This window comes from Acinetobacter sp. YH12142, assembly GCF_013418435.1.
GTDB lineage: Bacteria > Pseudomonadota > Gammaproteobacteria > Pseudomonadales > Moraxellaceae > Acinetobacter > Acinetobacter amyesii.
Genome location: NZ_VPCB01000007.1, coordinates 86945 through 113134 on the forward strand (window position 1 = coordinate 86945; position 26190 = coordinate 113134).

19 protein-coding genes are annotated in these 26190 nt (G+C 42.3%); 1 reads left to right on the forward strand and 18 read right to left on the reverse strand.

Annotation, left to right across the window (positions count from 1 at the left end; all coding sequences use genetic code 11):
• Positions 1 to 57 precede the first annotated feature (57 nt).
• The 11 genes from FTU77_RS07275 to FTU77_RS07325 form a co-directional block, all read right to left on the reverse strand.
• Positions 58 to 942, reverse strand: a complete 885-nt coding sequence (locus tag FTU77_RS07275; RefSeq protein ID WP_180055434.1) for a metal-dependent hydrolase — start codon at positions 940 to 942, stop codon at positions 58 to 60.
• A 221-nt stretch (positions 943 to 1163) separates the two neighbouring features.
• Positions 1164 to 2585 carry an FAD-dependent oxidoreductase gene (locus tag FTU77_RS07280; protein WP_106983936.1) on the reverse strand — a complete coding sequence of 474 codons (1422 nt, stop codon included), beginning with the start codon at positions 2583 to 2585 and terminating at the stop codon, positions 1164 to 1166.
• A 74-nt stretch (positions 2586 to 2659) separates the two neighbouring features.
• Positions 2660 to 7135: a glutamate synthase large subunit gene (gene gltB / locus FTU77_RS07285; RefSeq protein WP_180055435.1), complete on the reverse strand. Its 4476-nt coding sequence runs from the start codon at positions 7133 to 7135 to the stop codon at positions 2660 to 2662.
• Between the two features lie 446 nt (positions 7136 to 7581).
• Complete coding sequence (locus tag FTU77_RS07290; RefSeq protein ID WP_180026108.1) at positions 7582 to 8421, reverse strand: hypothetical protein; 840 nt, start codon at positions 8419 to 8421, stop codon at positions 7582 to 7584.
• Positions 8422 to 8428: 7 nt separating this feature from the next.
• Entirely contained in the window at positions 8429 to 9511 is a 1083-nt protein-coding gene (gene aroB, locus FTU77_RS07295) for a 3-dehydroquinate synthase (RefSeq protein WP_180055436.1), read from the reverse strand.
• A 14-nt stretch (positions 9512 to 9525) separates the two neighbouring features.
• The gene (gene aroK, locus FTU77_RS07300) at positions 9526 to 10071 is read right to left on the reverse strand and encodes a shikimate kinase AroK (RefSeq protein ID WP_078189378.1); all 546 of its coding nucleotides are present in this window, start codon (positions 10069 to 10071) and stop codon (positions 9526 to 9528) included.
• 36 nt (positions 10072 to 10107) lie between these two features.
• On the reverse strand, positions 10108 to 12219 hold the full coding sequence (gene pilQ / locus FTU77_RS07305) for a type IV pilus secretin PilQ (protein ID WP_180055488.1): 2112 nt from the start codon (positions 12217 to 12219) through the stop codon (positions 10108 to 10110).
• 61 nt (positions 12220 to 12280) lie between these two features.
• The gene (locus FTU77_RS07310; RefSeq protein WP_078192530.1) at positions 12281 to 12808 is read right to left on the reverse strand and encodes a pilus assembly protein PilP; all 528 of its coding nucleotides are present in this window, start codon (positions 12806 to 12808) and stop codon (positions 12281 to 12283) included.
• Positions 12805 to 13527 (reverse strand): type 4a pilus biogenesis protein PilO, encoded by a 723-nt coding sequence (locus FTU77_RS07315; RefSeq protein WP_078189381.1) that lies wholly within the window; start codon positions 13525 to 13527, stop codon positions 12805 to 12807. Before FTU77_RS07315 ends, FTU77_RS07310 begins: the two co-directional genes overlap by 4 nt.
• Positions 13524 to 14210 carry a PilN domain-containing protein gene (locus FTU77_RS07320; protein WP_078189382.1) on the reverse strand — a complete coding sequence of 229 codons (687 nt, stop codon included), beginning with the start codon at positions 14208 to 14210 and terminating at the stop codon, positions 13524 to 13526. Before FTU77_RS07320 ends, FTU77_RS07315 begins: the two co-directional genes overlap by 4 nt.
• Positions 14210 to 15268, reverse strand: coding sequence for a pilus assembly protein PilM (locus FTU77_RS07325; protein ID WP_078192532.1), 1059 nt, complete (start codon positions 15266 to 15268; stop codon positions 14210 to 14212). Before FTU77_RS07325 ends, FTU77_RS07320 begins: the two co-directional genes overlap by 1 nt.
• A gap of 165 nt (positions 15269 to 15433) precedes the next feature.
• On the opposite strand from FTU77_RS07325, the gene ponA reads away from it, so the two are divergent.
• Positions 15434 to 17974: a penicillin-binding protein PBP1a gene (gene ponA / locus FTU77_RS07330; RefSeq protein WP_180004794.1), complete on the forward strand. Its 2541-nt coding sequence runs from the start codon at positions 15434 to 15436 to the stop codon at positions 17972 to 17974.
• A 53-nt stretch (positions 17975 to 18027) separates the two neighbouring features.
• Here the strand turns inward: ponA and FTU77_RS07335 are convergent, their stop codons facing one another.
• The 7 genes from FTU77_RS07335 to rsmH form a co-directional block, all read right to left on the reverse strand.
• Complete coding sequence (locus tag FTU77_RS07335; protein WP_180055437.1) at positions 18028 to 18831, reverse strand: putative RNA methyltransferase; 804 nt, start codon at positions 18829 to 18831, stop codon at positions 18028 to 18030.
• A 76-nt stretch (positions 18832 to 18907) separates the two neighbouring features.
• Positions 18908 to 20026 (reverse strand): phospho-N-acetylmuramoyl-pentapeptide-transferase, encoded by a 1119-nt coding sequence (gene mraY, locus FTU77_RS07340; RefSeq protein ID WP_078189386.1) that lies wholly within the window; start codon positions 20024 to 20026, stop codon positions 18908 to 18910.
• Positions 20026 to 21435 carry a UDP-N-acetylmuramoyl-tripeptide--D-alanyl-D-alanine ligase gene (gene murF / locus FTU77_RS07345; protein ID WP_180055438.1) on the reverse strand — a complete coding sequence of 470 codons (1410 nt, stop codon included), beginning with the start codon at positions 21433 to 21435 and terminating at the stop codon, positions 20026 to 20028. The genes mraY and murF overlap by 1 nt, the downstream gene beginning before the upstream one ends.
• A gap of 9 nt (positions 21436 to 21444) precedes the next feature.
• Complete coding sequence (locus FTU77_RS07350) at positions 21445 to 22941, reverse strand: UDP-N-acetylmuramoyl-L-alanyl-D-glutamate--2,6-diaminopimelate ligase (protein ID WP_180055439.1); 1497 nt, start codon at positions 22939 to 22941, stop codon at positions 21445 to 21447.
• 10 nt (positions 22942 to 22951) lie between these two features.
• Entirely contained in the window at positions 22952 to 24778 is a 1827-nt protein-coding gene (gene ftsI / locus FTU77_RS07355; protein WP_180055440.1) for a penicillin-binding protein PBP3, read from the reverse strand.
• Positions 24779 to 24790: 12 nt separating this feature from the next.
• A complete protein-coding gene (ftsL, locus tag FTU77_RS07360) occupies positions 24791 to 25123 on the reverse strand; it encodes a cell division protein FtsL (RefSeq protein WP_078189390.1) in 333 nt (110 codons plus the stop codon).
• A gap of 10 nt (positions 25124 to 25133) precedes the next feature.
• Positions 25134 to 26045: a 16S rRNA (cytosine(1402)-N(4))-methyltransferase RsmH gene (gene rsmH / locus FTU77_RS07365; RefSeq protein ID WP_180055441.1), complete on the reverse strand. Its 912-nt coding sequence runs from the start codon at positions 26043 to 26045 to the stop codon at positions 25134 to 25136.
• Positions 26046 to 26190: the final 145 nt, after the last annotated feature.

Sequence of the window (26190 nt, forward strand, 5' to 3'; positions counted from 1 at the left end):
CTTTAACAAAGTGAAAACACATAAAAAAAGCCCAATTCTTGGGCCTTTCATCATCATTTAACTATATCGTATAAGCGTCTGCTCCGTTTGAAAGCTTTCCACATGGTATTCATCTGCAAGTTGCTGTTTCCAATACTGCACAATATCCGTGTAATCAATTTCAGAAGGATGAAAGTTCTGTTTGTAATAAGATAAATATTCTGGAATTAACTGTATAAACATTTTAGCCAACAAATACGTGCCAAAAATATTACCGCCTACTTTAGGCAAACTCTTTTTACGGTCTTGCATAAACAGCTTAGTGGCAGAATAAAAAGTTAAACTGGCAAAACCTGTAGTCACACTACGCATAATCATACGGCGGATCTTGTCATCGCCATAAACATGCTGATAGACATCAAATGCCACTGAGCGGTGTTCGATCTCTTCTATCGCATGCCAAACCCAGAGCTTTACAGCATCTGAATCTAAAGTACTTAACACCTCTGGATGACGCAGAATATAGCCCCCCAATAGCGCGGTAAAATGCTCAAAGGCACAGGTAATTGCTAATTGAATTTTAGGATGTAAGTTTTTCACATAGCTATCTTTGCGCGCTAACCATGCTTGAAAACGATCTAAGTTATAATCGTCTGAACGCCAAGCATCATTAAATTCGGCATGCGCCTTAGAATGCATCGCCTCCTGACCAATAAATGCAGCGATTTGCGCCTGCAATTTTTCATCCGTCACCTGATTTCGCACATTACGTACACTATGTACAAAAAATTGCTCACCAATTGGAAATGTTGAAGACAGTGCGGTCAATAAATGTGACATCACAGGTGAATTGGCAAAATAGTGCCGGCGAATAGCCTTAGGATTAAACTGTAATTTACGTACAGTAATACCAATGGCTTTGGGACGATTTTGATATGATTTTTGTGTCGTCACTGCAGTCATTTTGAACATCTCTAATTTAGAATTCAAGAATCCAGTATGAGCATCATAAAGCCATGCACACATGGCAAAAAAGCTTAGCCCATTTGCAAAATTGTTCAATTTTCAGTCTTGTTTTACAATCTGAAGATGGATTTATCCGAATAGACCACATACGTATCATTTTACGCAGTCAGCCCAATAAAAAACCCGCCGAGGCGGGTTTTAAAACGATATAGACTCAATTAAACATCAAGGTAATCTAAGATGCCTTCCGCAGCCTGACGACCTTCTGCAATTGCAGTAACTACCAAGTCAGAACCACGAACCATATCGCCACCAGCGAAGATTTTTGGATTCGACGTTTGAAATTTAAATTCTTGCTGTTCTGCTGCCACTACACGACCAGAACCATCCAAATTAATGTTCACATCTGCAAACCAATCTGCCGGAGAAGTACGGAAACCAAAGGCAAGAAGTACCGCATCAGCAGGAAGAACTTCTTCAGAGCCTGGAATTGGTTCAGGACTACGACGACCACGGCTATCTGGCTCACCCAACTGAGTCGTTACCACTTTAACGCCAGTCACTTTGCCATTTTCACCGACGATTTCGATCGGTTGACGGTTGAATTTAAATTCAACGCCTTCTTCTTTCGCGTTTTTCACTTCACGACGCGAACCTGGCATGTTTTCTTCGTCACGACGATATGCACATGTTACAGACTCAGCACCTTGACGAATAGAAGTACGGTTACAGTCCATCGCAGTGTCACCACCACCCAGTACAATGACCTTTTTACCTTCTACACTGATGTATTCAGATGGGTCTTTTTCCCAACCTTGAGTACGGTTGACATTGGCGATCAAGAAATCCAGCGCATCAACAACGCCGTCTAAATCTTCACCTGCAAAACCACCTTTCATGTAGGTGTATGTTCCCATACCCATAAACACAGCATCGTAGTCTGCAAGTAGCTGATCAATGGTCACGTCTGTGCCAATTTCAGTATTTAAACGGAATTCAACGCCCATGCCTGTGAAAATTTCACGGCGACGTTTCATCACATCTTTTTCCATTTTAAATTCTGGAATACCAAAAGTCAGTAAGCCACCAATTTCAGGACGTTTATCAAATACAACGGGTTTTACGCCATTACGTACCAAAATATCAGCACACCCTAAACCTGCAGGACCTGCACCAATAATCGCAACTTTTTTGTCCGTCCATGTCACAGATGACATATCTGGTCGCCAGCCCAAAGCAAACGCGGTGTCATTGATATACTTTTCAGCATTACCAATGGTAACTGCACCAAAACCATCATTCAGTGTACATGCACCTTCACATAAACGGTCTTGTGGACATACTCGACCACAAACTTCAGGCAAAGTATTGGTTTGATGGCACAGTTCAGCCGCTTGGAAAATACGACCTTCTGCAATCAACTTCAACCAGTTTGGAATGTAGTTATGTACTGGACATTTCCATTCACAGTAAGGGTTACCACAACCTAAACAGCGATGTGTTTGATTGGCAGCCACTTCCGCAGTGAACGGTTTATAAATTTCCACAAACTCTGCTTTGCGGACATCAATATCTTTTTTCTCTGGATCTTGGCGTGGTACATCCAGGAATTGAAAGTCATTATTTAGGCGCTCTGCCATGTCTCTCTCCGTGGGTAGATGCAGACTGATTCCAAGTCAGCACTGCATCTGCCTATATCTCTGCAGTAGTGGAATTATTGTGGATCAGCTTGAGTTGTTTTTAACAAAGTCTGCAAGTTTGCAGCTTTTGGTTTCACAAGCCAGAATTTACGGCTATAGAAGTCAAACTCATGGCGGATCTTATACGCCCAAGCACTACCTGTTTCTTTAATGTGTTGATCTAAGATACGAAGTAAGAATTCTTGATGCTCTTCCATCGCTTCTGTAGAAATACGGTTCAACTCAATCAGTTCGTGGTTGTAATGATCAACGAAGTCATTATCCAAATCAAGTACATAAGCAAAACCACCTGTCATACCAGCACCGAAGTTATGACCTACTTTACCCAGTACAGTCACAATACCGCCAGTCATGTATTCACAGCAATGGTCGCCTGCACCTTCAATCACCGCAAATGCGCCTGAGTTTCGTACCGCAAAACGCTCACCCGCAGTACCTGCAGCAAAGAGTTTACCGCCAGTCGCACCGTACAAACATGTGTTACCAATAATTGCCGTATTTTGCGTTTGGAATGGTGAACCTTTTGGTGGGAAAATTGAGATACGACCACCCGCCATACCTTTACCCACGTAGTCATTTGCATCACCCTCAAGGCTAATATGCAAACCACCCGCGTTCCACACACCTAAAGACTGACCCGCAGTACCCGTTAAATTCACTTTAACTGGGTGTGCTTCCATACTCAAGTTACCATAGCGTTTTGCAATTTCACCCGAGATACGTGCGCCAATTGAACGGTCGCAGTTACCAATCGTGAAGCTATATTCACCCGTTGTACCCGCTTCAATCGCTGGAAGCATTTCTGCCACCATTTTCTCTGCAAGCAAGCCTTTGTCAAATGGCGCATTGCCCTCAACTTGACAGTACTGTGCTTTACCTTCAGCTGCTGGGTGTGATTCAAGTAATTTGCTTAAATCTAGATGTGCATGCTTTTCAGTTTCGCCAGGTAATGCTTCTAATAAATCTGTACGACCGATCAAGTCTTTTAGACTTGCCACACCTAATGCTGCCAACCATTCACGCGTTTCTTCTGCAATAAAGTGGAAGAAATTGATCAACATTTCAGGTTCACCAATATAGTGTTCCTGACGTAAATGATCTTGCTGTGTTGCAACACCCGTTGCACAGTTATTTAAGTGACAAATACGTAGGTATTTACAACCCAAAGCGATCATTGGTGTAGAACCAAAACCGAAGCTTTCAGCACCTAGAATAGCTGCTTTAACCACGTCTAAACCTGTTTTTAAACCACCATCGGTTTGAACACGGACTTTACCACGTAGGTCATTCACACGAAGTGCTTGATGCGCCTCGCTTAGACCAAGCTCCCAAGGAGAGCCTGCGTGGTGAATTGAAGAAAGTGGAGAAGCCGCTGTACCACCGTCATAACCAGAAATGGTAATGAAATCGGCATACGCTTTTGCTACACCAGCCGCAATCGTACCAACACCCGGCTCAGAAACAAGCTTAACTGACACCATCGCCTGTGGGTTAACTTGTTTTAAGTCAAAGATTAACTGTGATAAATCTTCAATTGAGTAAATGTCGTGATGCGGCGGAGGCGAAATCAGCGTTACACCCGGTACAGAGTAACGTAAACGTGCAATTAAGCCGTTCACTTTACCACCCGGCAACTGACCACCTTCACCTGGTTTTGCACCTTGAGCCACTTTAATTTGAAGCACTTCTGCAGAAGTTAAATACGCAGGAGTGACACCAAAACGGCCTGATGCAATTTGTTTGATTTTCGAGTTACGGATTGTGCCATAACGCGCTGGATCTTCACCGCCCTCACCAGAGTTAGAACGGCCACCGATCGTATTCATCGCAATTGCAATCGCTTCATGTGCTTCAGGTGATAAAGCACCTAAAGACATCCCTGCTGAATCGAAGCGAGGTAAAATAGCTTCTACTGATTCAACTTGATCCAATGCAATTGAATTGTCAGTTTTGAGTTTGAATAAATCACGAATCGTTGCGATTGGACGGTGATTCACTAACTCAGCATATTCTTTAAAGTCTGCATAGTTGCCCGAACGTACTGCTTTGTGTAAAGCATTAATCACGTCTGGGTTAAATGCATGGTATTCCTTGTCAAAGACAAACTTCAACATACCGCCTTGATCGATTGGCTTACGTGATTTCCACGCCAAATCTGCCAATTTTTTCAAATCATTTTCAAGGTCTACAAATGTTGCACCTTTAATACGACTTGGTACACCCGTAAAGCACTTCGCAACCACTTCATCCGACAAACCAACGGCTTCAAATAGTTGACCACCACGGTAAGACGCAACGGTTGAAATACCCATTTTAGAAAGTACTTTGAGTAAGCCTTTCTCAATGCCTTTACGGAAGTTTGCTTGTGCATGAATTGGGTCACCCAATAACTCGCCTTTCGCGATCAAATCATTAATCACGTCATAAGCTAAGTATGGATAAATTGCTGTCGCACCAAAACCTAAGATCACGGCAAATTGGTGAGCATCACGTGCCAAAGCTGTTTCAACAATAATGTTAGCATCTGTACGTAGACCAGCATTAATCAAGTGATGATGCACTGCGCCTGTTGCCATCAAAGCATTGGCTGGCAAGAAGCCTTGACGAATTTTACGATCCGTTAAAACCAACAAAGTTTTGCCTGCGCGAATCGCCGTCGCTGCTTCTTCACAGATACGTGCAATTGCAGCTTCTAAACCTTCTTCTACAGCATAGTTCAAATCAATATCTGCAATTTCATAGCCAGTACGACCAATCGTACGGATTTGATGCATTTTTGAATTAGATAGAACTGGGCTTGAAATAATCAAGCGATCCGCATGCTCTGGACTTTGTTCAAATACGTTTTGCTCGCGTCCTAAACATGTTTCAAGCGACATCACAATTGATTCACGTAATGGATCAATTGGTGGATTAGTTACTTGTGCGAACTGTTGACGGAAATAATCAGAGACGTGACGAACTTGACGAGACAATACTGCCATTGGCGTATCATCACCCATTGAACCCACTGCTTCTTGACCGCTTTCTGCGATTGGACGAAGCAATTGGTCACGCTCTTCAAAAGTTACCAAGAACATTTTTTGTGCCGCTTTTAGGTCATCGCCTTTTAAGCCTTGCTCACATAAATATTCTTCAAGCTCAGGGCTACCCTGAATACGTACTGAGTTTTCACGTAACCATTGACGGTATGGGCGCATGCGTTTGAGGTGATTGCTCACATCTTTGGTATCGAGCATTTTGCCTGTATGCGTATCAATCACTAAGATTTGACCCGGACCTACACGACCTTTAGAGATTACATCTTCTGGTTCATAACCCCATACACCAATTTCAGATGCAAGCGTGATGTAACCATTTTTAGTAATCACCCAACGTGCTGGACGTAAACCGTTACGGTCAAGCATACAAATCGCATGACGACCATCTTGAATTACCAAGCCTGCTGGACCATCCCATGCTTCCATGTGCTTCGAGTTAAACTCATAGAACGCACGTAAATCTGCATCTAAAGTTTCAACGTTTTGCCAAGCAGGTGGAACGAGCATACGCAGTGCACGGAACAAGTCCATACCACCACCGACTAGGAGCTCAAGCATGTTATCCATACTTGATGAATCCGAACCTGTACGGTTCACAATTGGATTCAACTCTGTAATGCCCGGCAAGAGCGGGTTTTCAAATTTAGGCGTACGCGCCATTGCCCAGTTACGGTTTGCGGTAATGGTATTGATTTCACCATTATGTGCCAAATAACGGAATGGCTGTGCCAAAGGCCAACGCGGTAAAGTGTTGGTTGAGAAACGTTGGTGGAAAACCACAATATGAGAGGCTAAGCGTTCATCAGCTAAGTCTGTATAAAAGTCTGCAATATATGCAGGCATCATCAAACCTTTATAGCTGATCACAGTTGAACACAAAGTTGTTACATAGAAATACGGATCTGCAGTTAACGCTTCTTCAGCGCGACGACGCGCCATTAATAACTTACGGTTAAATTCAACCTCAGTTACACCCATTGGGCAATTCACAATAATTTGTTCAAAGCCAGGCAATGACTGCATAGCAATTGAACCTAAAGCGTCATTATTTGTTGGAATAACACGCCAAGCGATGACTTTACAGCCTTCGTCTTCGATTTCTTTGGTTAAAATTTGTTTTGCATGTGCGGCTAATGCAGGGTCTAGATTTAGAAATACCGTACCCACAGCAAAGATTTCACTCAATGTAATGTCACTGAGTTTTTTCGCTTCTTCACGGAAAAATTCTTTTGGCATAGCAAGGAGTAGACCACAGCCGTCACCGGTTTTGCCATCTGCGGCAATACCACCACGGTGGGTCATACAACTTAAACTATGCATTGCGGTTTTGACGAGATCATGGCTTGCATCACCCTGCATATGGGCGATTAAACCGAAACCACAGTTATCTTTAAACTCATCCGGTTGGTATAAACCTTGAGCGGGAGCTACAGTATTAGGCGATGGCATGTGCATAGCGTACCCTTCTTTTCTTTACAGCTCTTTCGAGCACTTAACAAACTAATTTCTTGTTGCGATTCGTCTTAACTTACTCACATGAATTGTTCTGTCGAGCAAAATTATTTCTTATTCACACCCTTAAGATAAACCGAATTCACCTTTGATGCATGAATAAAAAGTCAAATTTTCTGCTTTTGCAGTTCAGATCAGGGATAACGACTGGATTAATGACTTCGCACTTTTATCGAATCATTTTCGCGCCAAAACAGGGAGAAAAGTTCAATTTACGCACCAATTAAGCAATTTTTATGCCAACTTGATACACTTTACCCTAAGATGGCTGATTACAAGCACTTTTTAGTTATAACAAATAATTCAAATTGTTCTTTTTTTATTTTATGCACTTTTTCTGTGCAGTTTAGGCTTTTCCCAAGAGGTCTTGCGCTATTTTAGAACTAATTAAATGGATCGGTTACTTCTTGCTCTACCGGTGCAGGTTTTGGACGTGGTGCATCTACACTACTTTGTGATTTTTGCACATCAATCACATTTCCTTCAGCATCTCGACGTGTCACCGTAGTACTTGTCGTTGCATTAGTTGGTGTTGTTACCGTCGTTGCAGCCGCTGCTTTTCGTGCGGCGATTTGAGCTTCATCAATTTTCGGTAAAGGTACAGATTTTAATTTAACAGCATATAACTTTTGACTCGACGACATTTCTTCCGTGCCTAAGTCATTCACATATGCTTGATATTGTTTAAATTCAACAACCTCAGGTTTGATTGAAGCAGGCAAAGCGATGTTGAGGCTCGACATTGCAGCTTTGGCATCATTTTGCGACGAATATGGTCCTGTTAAAATGACGTATTGCTCAGGATGGTCTTCACCAGAAAGACGTAGATAAATAAATTTATGACGCTCAGGCTGCTTGCGTAAGAAGCTTTTTAAAATATCTTCTTCAGAAACCCGAAATAATTCAACACCATAAAGCTTGGCAGAGTCATTAATAAATTTAGTGCCGCGAAATTCTGGCTCATGTTGAGCTGTAGCAACCACACGGGTCGTCATATCAAGTGGACGTACTTCTTCATTTAATGCACCAAGATGAGACATTGCTGCCACTTTCTCTGGCTGAATTTGCAAATCCACTTCGGTTTCAGCTTGCTTTTCAACTTCAACCAATTCTTTGGTATCTGTAATCGCCCAGAAAACCAATGCAGCGAACAGACACACAGCTCCACCCACCAGCCATGCGTAGTGATGAACTTTTTGCCATTGAGACTGCCGCGCTGCCATGATGTACCTACTCTGCCTGATTTGCCAAAATTGCCTGTTTCATTAACTCAACATCAAACTCTTTGGTGATGATGGCCTGACCTAATGATTTCAGTAAAATAAGTCGTAATTGCCCATTCAATACTTTTTTATCATGGGACATATACGACAAAAATTCCTCTAGCGGAATTTTAGGGCAAACTATCGGTAATTGTGCACGTAAAATGATTATTTTTGTACGTTCTAAATCTTCAGCAGTGATCCAACCCATACGCTGGGACAAATCTGCAGCCATTACCATCCCTGTTGCAACGGCTTCACCATGTAACCATTCACCATATCCCAAGTACGATTCAATCGCATGACCAAAGGTATGACCCAGGTTTAATAACGCACGTTCGCCTTGTTCTTTTTCGTCATTGGCCACAATACGTGCTTTATGAGCACATGAACGATAAACCGCTTCAGCCAACAAGGTTGCATCACCTGCAACTAAAGCATCCATATGCTGTTCAAGCCAAGCTAAGAATTCAACATCACCTAACAATGCATATTTGATCACTTCGGCCAAACCTGCAGAAAGTTCACGCGCCGGCAAAGTTTTTAATTGCGCCATATCCGCAAGGACCACTTGGGGTTGCTGGAAAGCGCCAATCATGTTTTTACCCAGTGGATGGTTTATCCCAGTTTTTCCACCGACACTTGAATCCACTTGAGAAAGCAAAGTCGTCGGCACTTGAATAAAATACACACCACGTTGATAGCATGCAGAAGCAAAACCGGTCATATCCCCAATGACACCCCCACCCAATGCTAAAACCGTACAATCGCGGTTAAAGCCTGCTTCGAGCAAGGCATCAAAAATTAAATTCAAATGCTCTAAATTTTTATACTTTTCACCATCAGGCAAAATACATGTTGCAACAGTTTTCCCTAATGCCTCAATTGCATCTACATAATGTTTTAAATAGAGCGGAGCAACTGTGGTATTAGAGACAATCATCACTTGTTTACCCTGAATATAAGGCTCAAGTAAAGTTTGTGGATCGAGGTCACTCCCAATAAAAATAGGGTAGCGACGATCACCGAGTTCAACATGTAAGGTTTGCATGACTTTAACCTTTTCTAACGAGATATATTTTGTGAAACAATTAAATTAAAAATTTTTTGCGCAAGATCTCGCGCGGCACCTTGATTGGTTTCAATAATATAGTGCGCGACTTCACGATAAAGAGGATCACGGGCAGCCAATAAATCTCGTAGCTTTTGCTCTGGATTTTCCACTTGTAGAAGTGGACGATTTTTGTCGCGGTAGGTTCGTTGTAACTGAATTTCCACCGGAGTATATAGATAAACAACAATACCACGTTGTTTTAGAAATTCACGATTTGGGGGCTGAGTCACTGCTCCACCACCAGTCGCCAAGACCAGTTGTTTTTTTGCAGTTAACTCATCAATGACATTCGTTTCACGACTTCTAAAGCCTTTTTCCCCTTCCTTTTCAAAAATCCAAGGAATGGTCGCACCTGTTTTACGTTCAATTTCATGATCACTGTCTAGAAATTCACGTCCTAACAATTCTGCTAAATGTCGCCCTACGGTTGTTTTTCCTGCCCCCATCGGCCCTACCAAATAGATATTTGGTAGGGTTTCAAACTCTTTGCTTGGCAAGGAGTCACCTATTTCTTTTGTTAAATTGAAAATATATTAATGATTTCTGGTAACACTGTCATTAACAATTCGCGGAGTAACAAAAATCAGTAACTCATTTTTTGCATCGCTTTTCAAATCTTTACGGAATAAGCGACCTACATAAGGAATATCACCTAAGAACGGTACTTTAATTTGCTTACTTTGTGTTTCCTGATTAAAAATACCGCCGAGCACAACAGTTTCACCATTGTTGACTAAGACATCGGTATTAATTTCATTTTTATTCAGGATAATTTCACCATTTTGTGCATATCCTGCTGGTGAGTCGCTCTTGATATTCAGCTTCATTTGCACTTTACCATCTGGAGTAATGCTAGGCGTGACATCCAAACTTAATAAAGCTTCTTTAAACTCGGTAGAAGAAGTTGCATTTGAACCTGTACCCGTTGTGGTTTGATACGGAATTTCTTGACCTGATGCAACTTTGGCAGGTTGTTTATCCGCTGTCAGTACCTTAGGTGTAGAAATGACTTCACCATAACCATCCGCTTGTAAAGCAGAAAGCTCTAAATCCAACATAAAATCAGAAAGACTAATTAAGCCGAACGCAATTCGACTGGCACCTGCAGTAGTCACACCTAAGTCCACGTTTAAGTTACTTGGACGTTGAATGGTATATTTACCATCATCATCCGGTGTTTTTAAGTCCCAAAGCGTAGTATCACTACCACCCACCAATAAATGGTCATTTTGGTTAATCCCTTGAGACAAGAGACCCCATTTCACACCCATTTCTTTGGTAAAGTCGGTAGAAGCTTTTACAATACGTGCTTCGACCATGACCTGCTTGACTGATACATCAAGCAAATCCACCATCTTACGAATCTGATCAATGTTTTGCGCGGTATCATTAATAATCAGTGTATTTGTACGCGTATCTGCAGAAATCGTTCCGCGTGGACTTAACAAATTACCCCGATCATCATCAGCATTATTACTATTAGACGATCCAGTGTTGCCTGCTGTTTTAGACTGGGTAATCAGTTTCTCAATATCAGCTGCCTTAGCATAACTTAAAGTAAGATATTCTGTTTGAATGGGTGCCAACTTCATACTTTGACGTAAGGCTTTCGCTTCTTCTTCTTCCGCTTTAATCAACTCAGAAACAGGCGCAATCCAAATCACATTACCATTACGACGTTTGTCCAAATTCTTGGTTTTCAATACGATATCTAAAGCCTGATCCCAAGGCACATCTTTCAAACGAAGTGTAATATTCCCTTGTACTGTATCAGCAGCAACCATATTGATTTCAGTGAAATCAGCCAAAAGTTGTAGCACACGGCGTACTTCAATATCTTGGAAGTCTAATGAAATCTTCTTACCGGTATAATGATTGGCAGCTTTAGGACGTAATGGATTCTTATCTTCCGGACGTTTCAAACTTACCGTTAATTTATTATCAGTTTGGTACGCCATATATTCATAGCTGCCCGTCGACTGAATGGTAATCACCCCATTACCGCCATCATTATGTGCATCCACCGTTGCAACAGGTGTTGCAAAATCATTGACATTTAAACGGCGCGTCAAATGTGCAGGTACTTTATTGCCTAAAGTACGGATCACCACTTTACTGCCTTGCTGTTGAACATCAACGGGAGTATTTCCACCCAGTAAATCAACAACAACTTGACCTTCACCATTAGAACCACGGTGGAAACCAATATTTGAGATGCCCTGTTGCTGACGTTGTGCTACAGGCTGTACATAACTAGTAGCTTGTGCAGAGTTGATTTTTAAAATAAAGGTATTACCTTCAACACGCGTGGTAAAAGCACCCGCATTGGCTAAATTCACAGTTAAGCGCGCACGTTGTGCATCCGAACTCACATCCACAGTGCTCGCTTCAGCCGTTGCCACAGGAATTGAACTTTGTTTTAAATTTTGCTGTGCTTTATCAAAGTCTAAAACCAGTCGTGATGGTTGATCGAGTTGATAAGCTTGTGGTTGCGGCGGCAAGCCATTAAACATCACGCGAATTTCAGTCCCTTGACCTGGAATTTGCATTGGTACCACATTGGTTACACTCACCTGAGCATTGGCAACTTGCATCATCGCCATTGCAACAGCCCCCATCGAAAACTGACGAAACACATGATTCATTGTATTGCCATCCCCAAAAATAAAATCTTGTACACTATTCTTCATTTTTATTCCTTTAAGCTTAAGGTGCTGGTCCAATTAATATGAGACTTCTAGGACGCTCTACATATCCTTCTCGCCCATCCGGAATAATCTCAATCAAATCAATTTGAGTCGGGGTAATATTTACCACTCGACCATGATTGAGCCCCATATAACTTCCACGTTGAATACGTTCAACTTCACCATCAGGTGTCTGAATCAAGGCTAATATTTGCCCAGATTGGTTACGCATACTACCCTTCATATTCAGGGTTTCGAGTGCATAACTCTCCAAAGGTTGAGGCTGACGGCTCAAGTTTGGATAAACACGCTTACCCGCCATGATTTTAAGTTCTGCTGCCAAGGAACTTGGCAAGAACGGACTTTTTAATGAATGCGCTGCATAATTAAAAGTCTCGACAGGTACAAAATCTGGCGCAGGTTCAATCGCTAGTGGCGCTTGATTGCGTATATTTGCCATCTCTTGATTGACCACATCAATACGTGATTCACAACCTGCTAATACAAATCCAACCATCACAGAAAGTGCCAATTTATTCATTTTCATTTTGGAGCCTCCTGTGTACTTGCTGAATCTGCAGCTTTCGCAGCACTTTCAGTATTTCCTTCGTAACGATATGTTTTCGCAGAAATTACATAATCAATTTTTGGAATATCTGAGTTCTTTTCTTTATTTTCAGTTGCTGTAATCGTTAAATTATGCAAAGTCACAATCCGTGAAAGCCCGGCAATGCCACTAACAAATGAACCAAAGGCATGGTAATCACCCGTTGCTTCGATATGAATTGGCTGTTCCGTAAAGAACTCTTGCTTCACTTCAGGTTCAAGACGAATAATTTTAAATTTCAGTCCAGAATTCACGCCTGTTAAGTTGATATCTTCAACCAAACCTGGAATTTCAGTTTCTTTCGGCAATTGTTCTAATTGTTGATTAAAACGTGCTTCCATATCCTGCAACTGCAATTGATATTGTTGCAAATTACGTAGTTTTGAATCTTTTTCACGAAACTCATTCAACAAATTTTGTTCTTGTGCATTGGCACTTGAAATGGCTTCAATTTTGCCTTTAATCGCCAAGAAATAGCCCAAAATTGCCACAAGGATAATGATAAAAATCCAGCAGGTAATTTTGACTGAAATTGGCCAACTACCATAATTGTTTGGATCTAGCGTATTGAACTGCTGTACAAACTTATCAAAAGTCATTTTCTTTTTCGGAATGACAACAGCATCTTGATTCAATTGTTCAAATTCATCACGACTCATTTTGCAGCCTCCGGAGTTGGTGTTGCTGCAGTTTGTGCGTCAGATGTTTGCGCCGATGAAGCTGACTGTCCTGCATTTGCTGCTGGATCATTAATGGTCGGCTGCGCAATTTGCTCCAAATCAGCAGTCACAGTAAATGCACCATAAGATTCTTCTACGCGAGGAACCACTGACGTTGGCGCTTTGTCTTTTTTCTCTTCAGCCACAAGGAATGAGCTCATGAAGGCATTACGATACCAAGGCGATGCTTCCAAATTACGCAGTAAATCTGCAACAGTATTTGGACTTTCCGCACGCCCTTCGATCATAAATTTGTCGCCATTACGCTCAAATTTTGTGATGTACATATTGGCAGGTGTCACACGAACCAATTCATCTACAAGATGTACTGCGATTGGACGTTGACCTTGTAAGCCTTGAATCAACTTCATGCGTTCAATAATGGCATTACGCTGTTCTTGCAAACCGTCCAAAGACTTTAATTGAACATCTAAATTTTGGTTATGACTGATAATCAATTGGTTCGCTTGTTCTTGATCTTTTAATTTGTGATCAAAGTACAACCATGTTAAACCAACCCCAATTACCCCAATTAAAAAAGCCCCAATACAAAGTGCAATAAATTCTTTTTTTCGTTTCTCTCTTAGCTCATCACGCCAAGGGAGCAAGTTAATTTTTGCCATTAATCAAAACTCCTCAATGCTAGACCGCATGCCACCATGAGTGATGAGGCATCATTTTCAATTTTTTTAATATCAATTTGAGGTGAAAAACCCATTTGTAAGAATGGATTGGCAATCGTGACACGGTAACCCAATTTTTGTTGAAGTAGTTTTGCAAGCCCCGGAATATTGGCATTCCCCCCTGCCAATAAAATGTGGTCAATTTCGTTGAACTGTGAAGATGAGAAGAAGAACTGTAAAGAACGTGCTGCTTGTTGAACGACAGCTTCTAAGAAGGGTTCTAAGACTTCGATATCATAATCATCTGGCAAGGCACGTGTTTTTTTCGCACGACCCGCTTCTTCGAAAGACAATGCATAGCGATTTTGAATTTCCTGTGTCAATTGTTTGCCACCAAACACTTGCTCACGGGTATAAATCACTTTGTTATTCTGCATAACAGATAAGGTCGTCATACTATGACCAATATCTAAAATACCCACGGTATTTACACCCATTGGCAAAGTATCTGAGAAAACTTTAAATGCATTTTCAATTGCAAAGCTTTCTACATCGCCAATTTTTGGTGTCAGACCAGCAAGCTGAATAACTTCCGCACGCGCTTCGACATTTTCAATACGCGTAGCGACAAGTAGAACATTGACACGATTTGGATTGGATAGACGATCCGGCAAGACCTCAAAATCAAGGCTCGCTTCATCAAGTGGGAACGGAATATATTGCTCAGCATCATCACGAATCTGAATTTCACGTTCATCATCGTTCATATCTGCGTCCATTTCGATGATTTTTGTAATCACCATCGACGTTGGAACCGCCAAAGCTGCATTAGTGGTCTGCGTATTGGCCAAATTAATTGCGCGCTCTAAACAGTCACCGACAGCTTCCGGATTCAATATGTTCTTTTCAACAACACTTCCTTCTGGTAATGGCACCAAAGCATAGCTTTCTACCCAATACCGCCCACTCTTTACAGAAAGTTCCAAAACCTTAACAGAAGTCGAACTAATATCTACTCCTATTAACCCCTTATTTGGCTTACGATATAACCTGAGCACAATATAATTCCTATTATTTTTTTATCCCCAAAAAAATTAACCCACTAATTAGCATTGGTCTATAATTTTATACAGATACAATAACTCATCTAACAATCCGTATATCGAAAGGATATACTGACCACCAATTAGTTTGCCATTAGCTCTTATTAAAACTTACTTGTTATGAAAAAGCTATCTTGTTCAGGCCTTGTTCATCCATTTTTTTTGGCCATTATTATTATTTTGGTCGCAATTCCAATGGGTTTCTATGGCATGTATCTCTATATTGCCCCGTCTTTGCCTGAAATGTCCATCTTAAAAAAGGCTCCATTATTAAAACCATTGCAGGTTTATAGTGCTGATAATGAGCTGATTGCAGAATATGGTGGCAAACTTTCGGTCCCTGTAGAGTATGATCAAATCCCGTCTCATTTCATTCATGGCTTTTTAGCTGCGGAAGATTCTTCGTTTTTTGAACACAGCGGCATTAGTTTCAAAGGATTGGGGCGTGCCGTCAGTGAAAGTATTACCGGTTCCGATGTGCAAACCGGTGGTTCAACCATTACCATGCAGGTTGCAAAAAACTATTATCTGACTCCAGAGCGTACTTTAAAACGTAAACTGACCGAAGTTTTCCTTGCTCGAAAAATTGAACAAAATCTAAGTAAAGAAGAAATTTTAACGCTGTATGTTAACAAAATCTTTTTAGGAAAAAATGCCTACGGGATCGCAGCAGCAGCAAAAATTTATTATAACAAGAGCCTGCAAGATTTAAGTTTGGCTCAAATGGCAATGATTTCAGGCTTACCTAAAGCACCTTCAAAATACAATCCTGTAGCCAACCCAAAACGTGCTTTAGAGCGTCGTAATTGGATTTTAGGCCGTATGTTGCAATTGGGGTATATCAATCAATCTGAATATCAAAAAGCGATTGCTGAACCGATTAATCTCGATATGCCTGACCGCGGGGTCAGCAACAAATTTCCCTACGTCGGGGAAATGGTTCGCTCTGAGCTCGTAGAAAAGTTTGGTGAACAAGCGACGGATTCTGGCTATAAAGTCTACACCACTATCAACAGCCAACGCCAAGCCTATGCTGAGCAGGCTGTACAAGAGGGTCTCGAAGCTTACGATAGACGACATGGTTGGCGTGGTGCAGAAGCACATGATGAACCCTTAAAAAACTTTATTCCATATGCCAACACCTATCCTGCCGAAGTAACCAAAGTCAACAACACCAGTATCGAAGTGTTGATGCAAGACGGCAGTAGTGTGACAGTTCCATGGTCAGGTTTATCTTGGGCACGTCCCTATCGCAATGCCAATAGTGTAGGCAATGCGCCTAGCAAAGCCTCTCAAATTGTAAAAGTAAAAGATATTATTCGCCTACGTCCGAATGCGGACAAAAGCTCATGGGCTTTGGTGCAAATTCCCAAAGCGCAAGGTCAATTAATTGCACTTAATCCCAACAATGGTGGTATTGAAGCCATTGTGGGTGGTTATAATTTTTATCAATCTAAATTTAACCGTGCTCTACAAGGCTGGCGTCAGCCGGGTTCAACCATTAAACCCTTTGTTTATGCTTTAGCACTTGAACGTGGCATGACTCCGTATTCCATGGTCAATGACAATCCAATTACGATTGGCAAGTGGACGCCTAAAAACTCTGACGGTCGCTATTTAGGGATGATACCTCTACGCCGTGCCCTCTATTTATCACGTAACACAGTTTCAGTACGCTTATTACAAGTCGTCGGGATTGAACGTACTCGCCAATTATTTATGGATTTTGGCTTACAAGAAAACCAAATTCCAAGTAACTACACCATTGCTTTAGGTACCCCACAGGTGTTGCCGATTCAAATGGCGACAGGTTATGCGACTTTTGCCAACGGTGGATATCGTATTCAACCCCATTTTATTAGCCGTATTGAAGATGCTTATGGCAAAGTCATTTATCAAGCCAATCCTGAATATGCATGTATTCAATGTATCAATCAAAAGGACGAAGTTGAATCTGCAGATCCGACCACGCCGGATGATGAAGTGATTGAAGTCACCAATCAGGATAACAAGCCCGCTGAATCAAAAATTTCCGATACTGAAGCAGCAAACTATAAACAAGCTCAGCGGATTTTGAAGTCAAGTTCAGCCTTTGATATGGCGAACATCTTGCGTGACGTGATCCAACACGGTACAGGTCGTGCGGCTTTAAAAATTGGTCGCGGTGATTTAGGCGGTAAAACCGGTACAACCAATGATGCAAAAGACGCGTGGTTTGCTGGATTTAATGGAAAATTGGTCACTGTGGCTTGGGTCGGTTTTGACCAACCCTCTACTTTAGGTCGCCGTGAATATGGTGGTGTTGCAGCATTGCCTATTTGGTCAGATTTTATGGCGAAATCACTTAAAGGCACACCTGAAGCTTGGGTGCGTTTAGACACCCATGCCAAGAATCCAATCAACCGTAATTCGGCTAAAGCGACTCAAGGTCAACCTGAACAAGATCGTGCAGCAACGCCACCAATGGCTCAACCGCTGTATCGTCCTGCTCCTGTTGCACCGAAGCCTCAGGCTTCGCAAAATGATTTTGACGACCTTCCTGGGTCTACTGAAACCAATCTTGCACCGACTCGAACTGCGCCTCCGCCAATGCAGCCTAAACCACAAGGTGCAGAGCATAAAACGGACGCACTTGATCATCTCATCGATCAAGTTCAGTAAATACTGCATAAAAAAAGCCCTCAAACGAGGGCTTTTTTATCACTTCCAATGCATTATTTCTTTTTAAAGAGATAAATTTGATACTGCGCTTGCAACTCAAATTGTTCATTTTTTTCTAGAGCTTCTCGACGCTCAGCTTTCACTTTATAGGCATAAGGCGTCATTGCAATTAAGTTTTTGAGATCCTGCTGAGAAAGTGACATTTTCGCTTGAACCACTTGTTCACTTTCCAATTCAAAATCATTCGCCAGTTGTTCCACAAATTTATGCGGTTCATGTAGTTTTACTTCTTCAAACAGGGCTTCACGCATTGCATAAAGATGCTCTGGCGCAGGTGTAACCACCATCAAGTGCCCTTCAGGCTTTAACACCCGAAGGATTTCTTCTTGAGGAATAGGACTAAATAAACTCGTACACAAGTCAATCGAATGATCTAATACAGGTAAGGTTGCCCCTGTCCCAACCACCCAAGTCACCTCTTTATTCAGTTTAGCGGCCACTTGTACTGCATTTTTAGCGATATCGACACCCACACACTGTAATACTTCAGCTTGCATCGCATCGGTGTAATAGCCTTCACCACAGCCAATATCCAACAAGTTTTCAACCCTTAATTTTTGAATCAAAGCCACCACTTCCTGTTGCAGAGGTGCATAGTGACCGGCACTCAAAAACGCACGACGCGCCTGTACAGATTCTGGCGTATCGCCTGGGTTTTTACTGTGTTTATGCTGAACCACATGTAAATTGACATAGCCTTGTTTTGCAACATCATAGCTATGATTATTTTCACAGCGCCATGTCCGCTCTGTGAGTTTTAATGCTTCACGGCATACAGGACACATCAACAGGTTCATCATTTACTCCACTATATTTTGAAATAAAAAAACCGGCATCTGTGGGAGCAAATGCCGGTTTCGTTTATTTATTTGCTTAACGTAATTTTAAAGTCATTAGACCCAAAACTACCAGCATAATTGTAATAATCCAGAAACGAATCACCACCTGCGTTTCACGCCATCCCTTTTTTTCATAGTGATGGTGTAGCGGTGCCATTAAGAATACACGCTTGTTCCGCATACGCAGCGAGCCAATTTGCAAGAAGACAGAAATAGCTTCAACCACAAAGACACCGCCCATAATGGCAAAAACGATTTCTTGACGAACCATGACTGCAATCGTACCGAGCATCGCACCTAGAGATAAGGCACCGACATCACCCATAAAGACTTGAGCAGGATGCGCATTAAACCATAAGAATGCCAAGCCAGCACCGATCATTGCCGCACAGATCACGACAAGTTCAGATGCATATTTCACATAAGGGATATGTAAATAATCAGCAAAACGGACATCACCAGCCAGATAAGCAAATACACCTAAACCTGCGGCAACCAAAACGATTGGCATAATCGCCAAACCATCCAAACCATCGGTTAAGTTCACAGCATTGGATGCGCCGTTAATCACCAAATAAGTAAAGACAATAAAGCCGATACCAAGTGGGATAATAGACAACGGAATGCTAATTTCTTTAAAGAATGGAATCAGCAGATCCAACATATTTGAAGTATGTACTGGGTTTGCTTGCTGTGTCGCAATCACATAGAGTGCAATACCAGCACCTAAAGATGCCACAGAAGTCCAAAAGAATTTCTTCTTCGCAGGCAGACCTGCATTGTCTTTATAACGGATTTTAATCCAGTCATCGGCCCAGCCAACAGCACCAAAGATCACCATCACGCCAAGTACAATCCATACATAAGGGTTTGAAAGATCGGCCCAAAGTAAGGTTGAAATCCCAATAGACAGTAAAATCAACACACCGCCCATAGTCGGTGTGCCCATTTTTTTGGCATGATTTTCAGGTGCAAATGAACTGACTGCCTGACCATATTTGAGAGCTTGCAATTTGCGGATCATCACAGGTCCAAGCAACAGACCAATGGCCAATGCCGTTAAGACACTGAGTAGCGAACGAAGCGTTAAATAACGAACAACCTGAAACGAGCTGTGATAACCCGCAAGCTGCTCAAATAACCATAACAGCATTAAAGTTTCTCCATCAATTCAGCCATCAAAGTTTCCATGTGGGTATAACGAGAACCTTTAAACAGGAAACTCATGGACTGAGGCTGATGTGTTTTGACTAGACTAATTAATAACGGTAAGGCCTGTTCTTGAGATAGAAAGGCCTGTAATTTTTTACCATATTGGGTACTGCGCGCGCCTTCTTGTACGGCAGGTGAAAACTCACCGACAGCAACGACAAATTGAAGACCGGCGTGTGAAACAAGGTCACGTCCCAACATGTAGTGCTGCTGTGCAGCAGATGAACCTAACTCACCAATATCCCCAATGACCATGACTTTGATGCCATCTTGCTGCGCAAGTACATCAGCAGCAGCACGCATTGAGGTTGGATTTGCATTGTAAGTATCATCAATAAACAAATAATCTTTATGCTGAATAAAGTTTAGACGGCCTTTGGCACCTGTCGCATGTTCAAGCCCCACAACGATATCATCTAAACTCACACCAATCGATAATGCGAAAGCTGCGGCTGCAGTGGCATTTTGCACATTATGCTCACCAGCAAATGGCAGTTGAACAGGACGTGCACCTTGTGGCGTATTTAAGATAAAACGTGAAGATTGAGCCTGAAGCTCCGTCTCAGTCGCAAAGACATCCCCGCCCTGACCAAAACTCATTAATTGCTCAGTTTGCACCGCTTGACGAATGGCATCTGTAAAATCATCTGCCGCAGGCACAATCGAAGTTCCTGTTTTCGCTATATGTGCATAAATTTCAGACTTGGCACGACAAATGCCATCACGCCCACCAAATTCACCCATATGAGCAGTACCAATATTTAAAATACCGGCAACCTGAGGCTGTACCAAATTTGAGGTGTAATCAATTTCACCCTTATGACTGGCACCAAGCTCCATCACGGCATACTGATGTTCTGGACGCAACTCAAGTAACATCATCGGCACACCAAGGTCATTATTTAAATTACCGCGCGTAATTAATGTTGGTGCAAGACGAGAAAGGATACTCCCGAGCATCTCTTTGGTTGTGGTTTTACCACTACTTCCTGTCAAGGCAATCACTTTTAAGGCTGGGTTTTGGGCACGACGAAATGCACCCAAATGTCCAAGCGCCAAACGTGTATCTGCAACCACCAACTGACAAATATCCACATCGACCGGATGACTGACAATGGCAATTTCACAACCCTTTTCAGCCACTTGAGCAAGGAAATCATGCGCATCAAAGCGTTCACCTTTCAGGGCAAGAAAAGCATCTCCTTGCTCTGCATGACGTGAATCGGTCAAAATTCGTTTCACAGGACCTGTCGGCGCTTGATTATTATGCCAGTGCCCTTGTGTCGCTTGAACCAACTGTTCGGCAGTCCAAGGTTCTAACGGAACCGTACTGGTCGTTGAAGTATGCATATCTGTTTCCTATTGCGCTGGATAAGCCGAGTCAGTGTTGTGATGCTGTGAATCAATCGCCGATTTCACTTCCACCACATCATCAAACCAATGTCGAACACCATTAATTTCTTGATAGTTTTCATGGCCTTTACCAGCAATCACCACAATATCACCAGCTTGCGCATGGCTGACTGCGAATTTAATCGCTTCACGGCGGTCATGGATTTCATGGACAGTTTTTCCAGTAAAATCAATACCAGCCTTCATATCTGCAAAAATTTGTTCTGGGTTTTCAGTACGTGGATTATCCGAGGTAATCAACGCCACATCTGCATGGTTTAATGCCGCTTGTGTCATCAATGGACGCTTACCACGATCACGATCACCACCACAGCCAAACACTGCCCATAACTGTTGCGATACATGACGTTTTAAGGTCTGTAACACTTGAATCAAGGCATCTGGTGTATGTGCATAATCCACCACAAACAGGCGCTCATCATCACGGATCACTTGCATACGACCCGGCGCACCTTTTAACTCAGGCGCAGTTGCGATCAAGGCAGATAAGTCAAAACCCGCTTGCTCCGCTGAAATTAAGCTCGCCACAATATTTTCAATATTGAAGTGTCCCAATAATGGACTTTGCACCACAAATTCAGCTTGAGCAGTACGCAATTTAAATTGTGCGCCCGTTAAGCTGTATTGAATATCCGTCACTTGATAATCCGCAGCCTGACGCGTTGAATAAGTCAAAATTTTAGGCTGAGCCGGGTTTTGGCGCGCGGCATTCAGCATCACTTCGGCATGTTCATCATCGAGATTGATGACTGCAACTTTGAGCGATGGAAACTGAAACAAACGTGATTTCGCTTCAGCATAGGCTTCAAGGGTTTTATGATAATCCAAATGGTCACGACTTAAATTGCTATATGCGGCAATTTCAATTGCACAGCCATTTAATCGACCTTGTTCTAATCCGTGCGAACTTGCCTCTATGGCAGCAAACTCTGCACCCTCAAGCGCATAGGCATGCAATGCATTTTGCATATGCAACGCATCTAAAGTAGTGTGAGATGAGGCTTCTAAATTCGGTAAAATCCCGTTTCCAGTGGTTCCCATCACTGCACATTTTTTGCCTTGCAGCATGAGTAATTCAGCGATTAAGCGTGAGATCGTGGTTTTACCATTGGTACCCGTCACAGCCAAAATCCGTGCAGCTTGAGCTGGTTGAGTCGCCTGTAAATATTGCTTTTGCCACTGCCCCATCAATTGACGCACATCCGCGATCACGACACTTTGATCCAAGCCCAAATCAGTTTCTGAAATGACAGCCAACGCGCCATTCTCTAACGCTGCACGTGCAAATTGTGCTGTTTTTTCAGGTTGCGAAAACGAAGTCAGGGCAATAAATATTTGCCCTGCTGTAACTTTGCGACTATCCAGATTGAAGCCCTGAAAGGATTGCGACATCCATTCAGCGGGCTGTTCAACGGTGTATAGATCTTGAAACGTAATTTTCATTCATCACCTATTACTGGATCTTAGGAGTGTCTAAAGGTTTATCTAATGGTACGTTCATTAAACGTAAAGATTCTTGCATTACACGAGCGAAAACTGGTGCAGCCACCAGACCACCGTAATACTGACCTGTCGGGTTTTCCACTACAACAATCATAGCCAAACGTGGATCACTCACTGGTGCAACACCGGCAAAGAGTGCACGATATTCTGAAGTCGAATAGCCTTTACGGTCTGCACGTAATTTATGTGCTGTACCAGTTTTACCTGCCACGCGATAACCCGGAATATTGGCTTGACGTGCCGTACCACCCGGTAAGGTCACCGCTTCCATCATTAAAAGCACTTGATCGGCAATTTTAGCGTCAATAATCTGCTCACCTTTCGGCTTTTCCTCAAGCTTGTACAAGCTCAGTGGCATTTTGACGCCCTTGTTGGCAATCATGGCATAAGCATCTGCCAGTTGGAGTACTGTAGCGTTCAAACCATAACCATAAGCCATGGTTGCTACTTCTGACACATTCCATTTGCTCTTCGGTAAAATCAGACCAGCACTTTCACCGGGGAATTTCACCGCTGAACGTTGACCAAAGCCAAGACGTTGATAGAACGTTGGTAATGTTTCATAAGGGAGAGATAAAGCGATTTTTGCCACACCGACGTTAGACGATTTTTGAATAATGCCGCCCAAAGTCAGAGGACCATAGTTATGCGTGTCTCGAATAGTATGATTGCCAACGCGCATAGAACCCGGTGTAGTATTTACCACCGTATTTGCCGTGTATTTACCGCTTTCCAACGCCATTGCCACGGTCATTGGCTTCATGGTTGAACCCGGCTCAAAGGAGTCAATTGCACCACGGTTACGCATAGCATCTTTATTTAAGACACCTTTTTTATCATTTGGGTTGTAAGACGGCCAAGAGGTCATCGCTAAAATTTCACCTGTTTTGACATCCACGGCAATCGCGGTTGCAGAACGTGCGTTATTGGCTACGCCGGCTGCAGTCAACTCACGATACATAATGTATTGCAAACGTGAATCAATACTCAGCGTGATATTTTCACCCGACTCAACCTCTTTCACGATCTCAGGGTCTTTAACGCGGTTGCCTTTTTTATCTCGGACAATTTGCTGCGCACCATCTACGCCTGCAAGACGTTCATTCAATTGCATCTCTAAACCTTCGATGCCCATACCCTCACTATTGGTTAAACCAATAATTTGTGAGTTTGGCTGAGGCTGTGGATAGTAGCGCTTATAGTTTTTCTCGGTATATACCCCCTGAAAGTCACGTTTCATGATCAATTCAGCTTGTTGTGGTGGCACTTCTTTCTTTAAAACTAAATAACGTGAACGTGGACGCTCATTCATTTTGCGTCTCAATTCAGCACGATCCATCCCTACAGCATCAGCGAGTTCATCTAAATTCAGATTTTTATCTGGTAATTGACGTTTTAACTTACGGTTGTTTGGATCTTTAGCCAATTCCGCCGTAATTTCTTCAAAGAGTTTTTTATTGTCAAAATAATCACGTGGATCGATCACGATTTTCATGATCGGAGTACTAATGGCTAAAGGAACGCCGTGACGGTCATAGATGACACCGCGCATGGCTTTTAAGGTTTCAGTTCTTAAAATTTTGGCATTGGCTTTATTTTGTAAAAAGTCTTTGTTGATGATTTGTACATAAAAAGCCCGACCGACCAATGCAATAAAGCACAGTAAAACCACTGCCCACATCAAGTGATAGCGCCACATCTCCACCGAAATGGCTGTACGACCAGTAACAGACTGCTGTTTTTTACGCGGAGTTTGTTTGTTTCTCTTTTCAACCATGTGACCGGCAGCCTATTTTTTCTGTTCTGGAGTTTGTGGCAATGAAATAACAACGGTTTGTGCAATAGGAGGCGAATACATCCGTAATTGGGTAACTGCACGTGTCCCAATTTGGGCTGTTGCACCAAAAGTTTGTTGTTCGATCAGCAAACGTCCCCATTCTGCATTGAGGTCATCCCTTTCACGCATATAGGTACTCAATTGACGATAATCTTGTCGATATTCAAAGACTTGAAATACCACCATAATCGCACTCACAAAAACCAAGAGCAATAAAATGCCGTATGTAATGATTTTCTTCGACTGCGATTGATCAGAGTTTTTTTCGATTGCTTCGGTTTTCATTCTTTGCCTTTTAAGCTAAACGCTCTGCCACACGAAGCCAAGCACTACGAGATCGTGGATTGGCTTTAACTTCTTCTTCACTTGCTTTAATTCGTGACACTTTTTTTAAGCGGCGGGTATCTTCGCGTTTTTGTGGTAAACCCCAGCCTGTGTCTTCTGCAAGTGTAGATTCTTTTTGAATAAATTGTTTAATTAAACGATCCTCTAAAGAATGGAAACTGATCACTGCCAGAGTGCCTTCAGGTTTCAGCATCTCCACCGCTTGAGGTAAGAAGATATCAATATCGTCGAGTTCTTTGTTAATAGCAATACGAATTGCTTGGAAAGTTCGTGTCGCTGCATGTTTATTTTTTTCCCATTTCGGGTGGGCAACTTTCACAATTTCGGCCAATTGAGCTGTGGTTTCAATATACCCTGCAGCTTTAATCGCTTTGGCAATACGGCGGCTATAACGCTCTTCACCATATTTAAAAATAATATTGGCCAAATCTTCTTCCTCAATATCAACCAACCACTCTGCGGCTGTTGGACCTTGGGAATTGTCCATACGCATATCAAGTGGGCCATCTTTCATAAAGCTAAAGCCACGCTCTGCTTGGTCTAGCTGCGGAGATGAAACACCCAAATCCGCCATAATACCGTCGACCAAATCGATACCACGACTACGCAGTTCTTCTTTTAAATCGGCAAAACTAGCGTGAATGATTTTAAAACGCGTATCTTCTTGTTCTAATTCTGCTGCAACGGCCAATGCTTGCGGGTCTTTATCAAAGGCATAAACACGTGCATTTTCATCTAATTTAGACAGTAATAAACGCGTATGACCACCACGCCCAAATGTGCCATCTACGAAAATTCCTGTATTGCGATCTGCCAGTAAAGCATCAACAGTTTCATGAAGTAATACAGAAATATGCGACATAAGGGTTCGTTCAACACAGCTAAAAATGTAACTGCACATTATTACCTTGTTTTAGCAAAGCTCCAAACGTCTTTTTGTACAGAAATATTACTTTCCATAGAGAAAACCGTTTTTATTTTTTGCCATCCATTAAAAAACCTCCCGA

Bases quoted from the DNA above. Each gene is read 5' to 3' on its own strand.
- FTU77_RS07335 (WP_180055437.1), bottom strand. From the start codon at position 18,831: ATGAACCTGTTGATGTGTCCTGTATGCCGTGAAGCATTAAAACTCACA.
- murF (WP_180055438.1), bottom strand. From the start codon at position 21,435: ATGCATACTTCAACGACCAGTACGGTTCCGTTAGAACCTTGGACTGCC.
- gltB (WP_180055435.1), bottom strand. From the start codon at position 7,135: ATGCCATCGCCTAATACTGTAGCTCCCGCTCAAGGTTTATACCAACCG.
- FTU77_RS07280 (WP_106983936.1), bottom strand. From the start codon at position 2,585: ATGGCAGAGCGCCTAAATAATGACTTTCAATTCCTGGATGTACCACGC.
- mraY (WP_078189386.1), bottom strand. From the start codon at position 20,026: ATGCTGTTATGGTTATTTGAGCAGCTTGCGGGTTATCACAGCTCGTTT.
- FTU77_RS07290 (WP_180026108.1), bottom strand. From the start codon at position 8,421: ATGGCAGCGCGGCAGTCTCAATGGCAAAAAGTTCATCACTACGCATGG.
- FTU77_RS07320 (WP_078189382.1), bottom strand. From the start codon at position 14,210: ATGGCAAAAATTAACTTGCTCCCTTGGCGTGATGAGCTAAGAGAGAAA.
- FTU77_RS07350 (WP_180055439.1), bottom strand. From the start codon at position 22,941: ATGAAAATTACGTTTCAAGATCTATACACCGTTGAACAGCCCGCTGAA.
- rsmH (WP_180055441.1), bottom strand. From the start codon at position 26,045: ATGTCGCATATTTCTGTATTACTTCATGAAACTGTTGATGCTTTACTG.
- aroB (WP_180055436.1), bottom strand. From the start codon at position 9,511: ATGCAAACCTTACATGTTGAACTCGGTGATCGTCGCTACCCTATTTTT.
- FTU77_RS07315 (WP_078189381.1), bottom strand. From the start codon at position 13,527: ATGAGTCGTGATGAATTTGAACAATTGAATCAAGATGCTGTTGTCATT.
- ftsI (WP_180055440.1), bottom strand. From the start codon at position 24,778: ATGGTTGAAAAGAGAAACAAACAAACTCCGCGTAAAAAACAGCAGTCT.
- FTU77_RS07275 (WP_180055434.1), bottom strand. From the start codon at position 942: ATGACTGCAGTGACGACACAAAAATCATATCAAAATCGTCCCAAAGCC.
- FTU77_RS07310 (WP_078192530.1), bottom strand. From the start codon at position 12,808: ATGAAAATGAATAAATTGGCACTTTCTGTGATGGTTGGATTTGTATTA.
- ftsL (WP_078189390.1), bottom strand. From the start codon at position 25,123: ATGAAAACCGAAGCAATCGAAAAAAACTCTGATCAATCGCAGTCGAAG.
- pilQ (WP_180055488.1), bottom strand. From the start codon at position 12,219: ATGAATCATGTGTTTCGTCAGTTTTCGATGGGGGCTGTTGCAATGGCG.
- ponA (WP_180004794.1), top strand. From the start codon at position 15,434: ATGAAAAAGCTATCTTGTTCAGGCCTTGTTCATCCATTTTTTTTGGCC.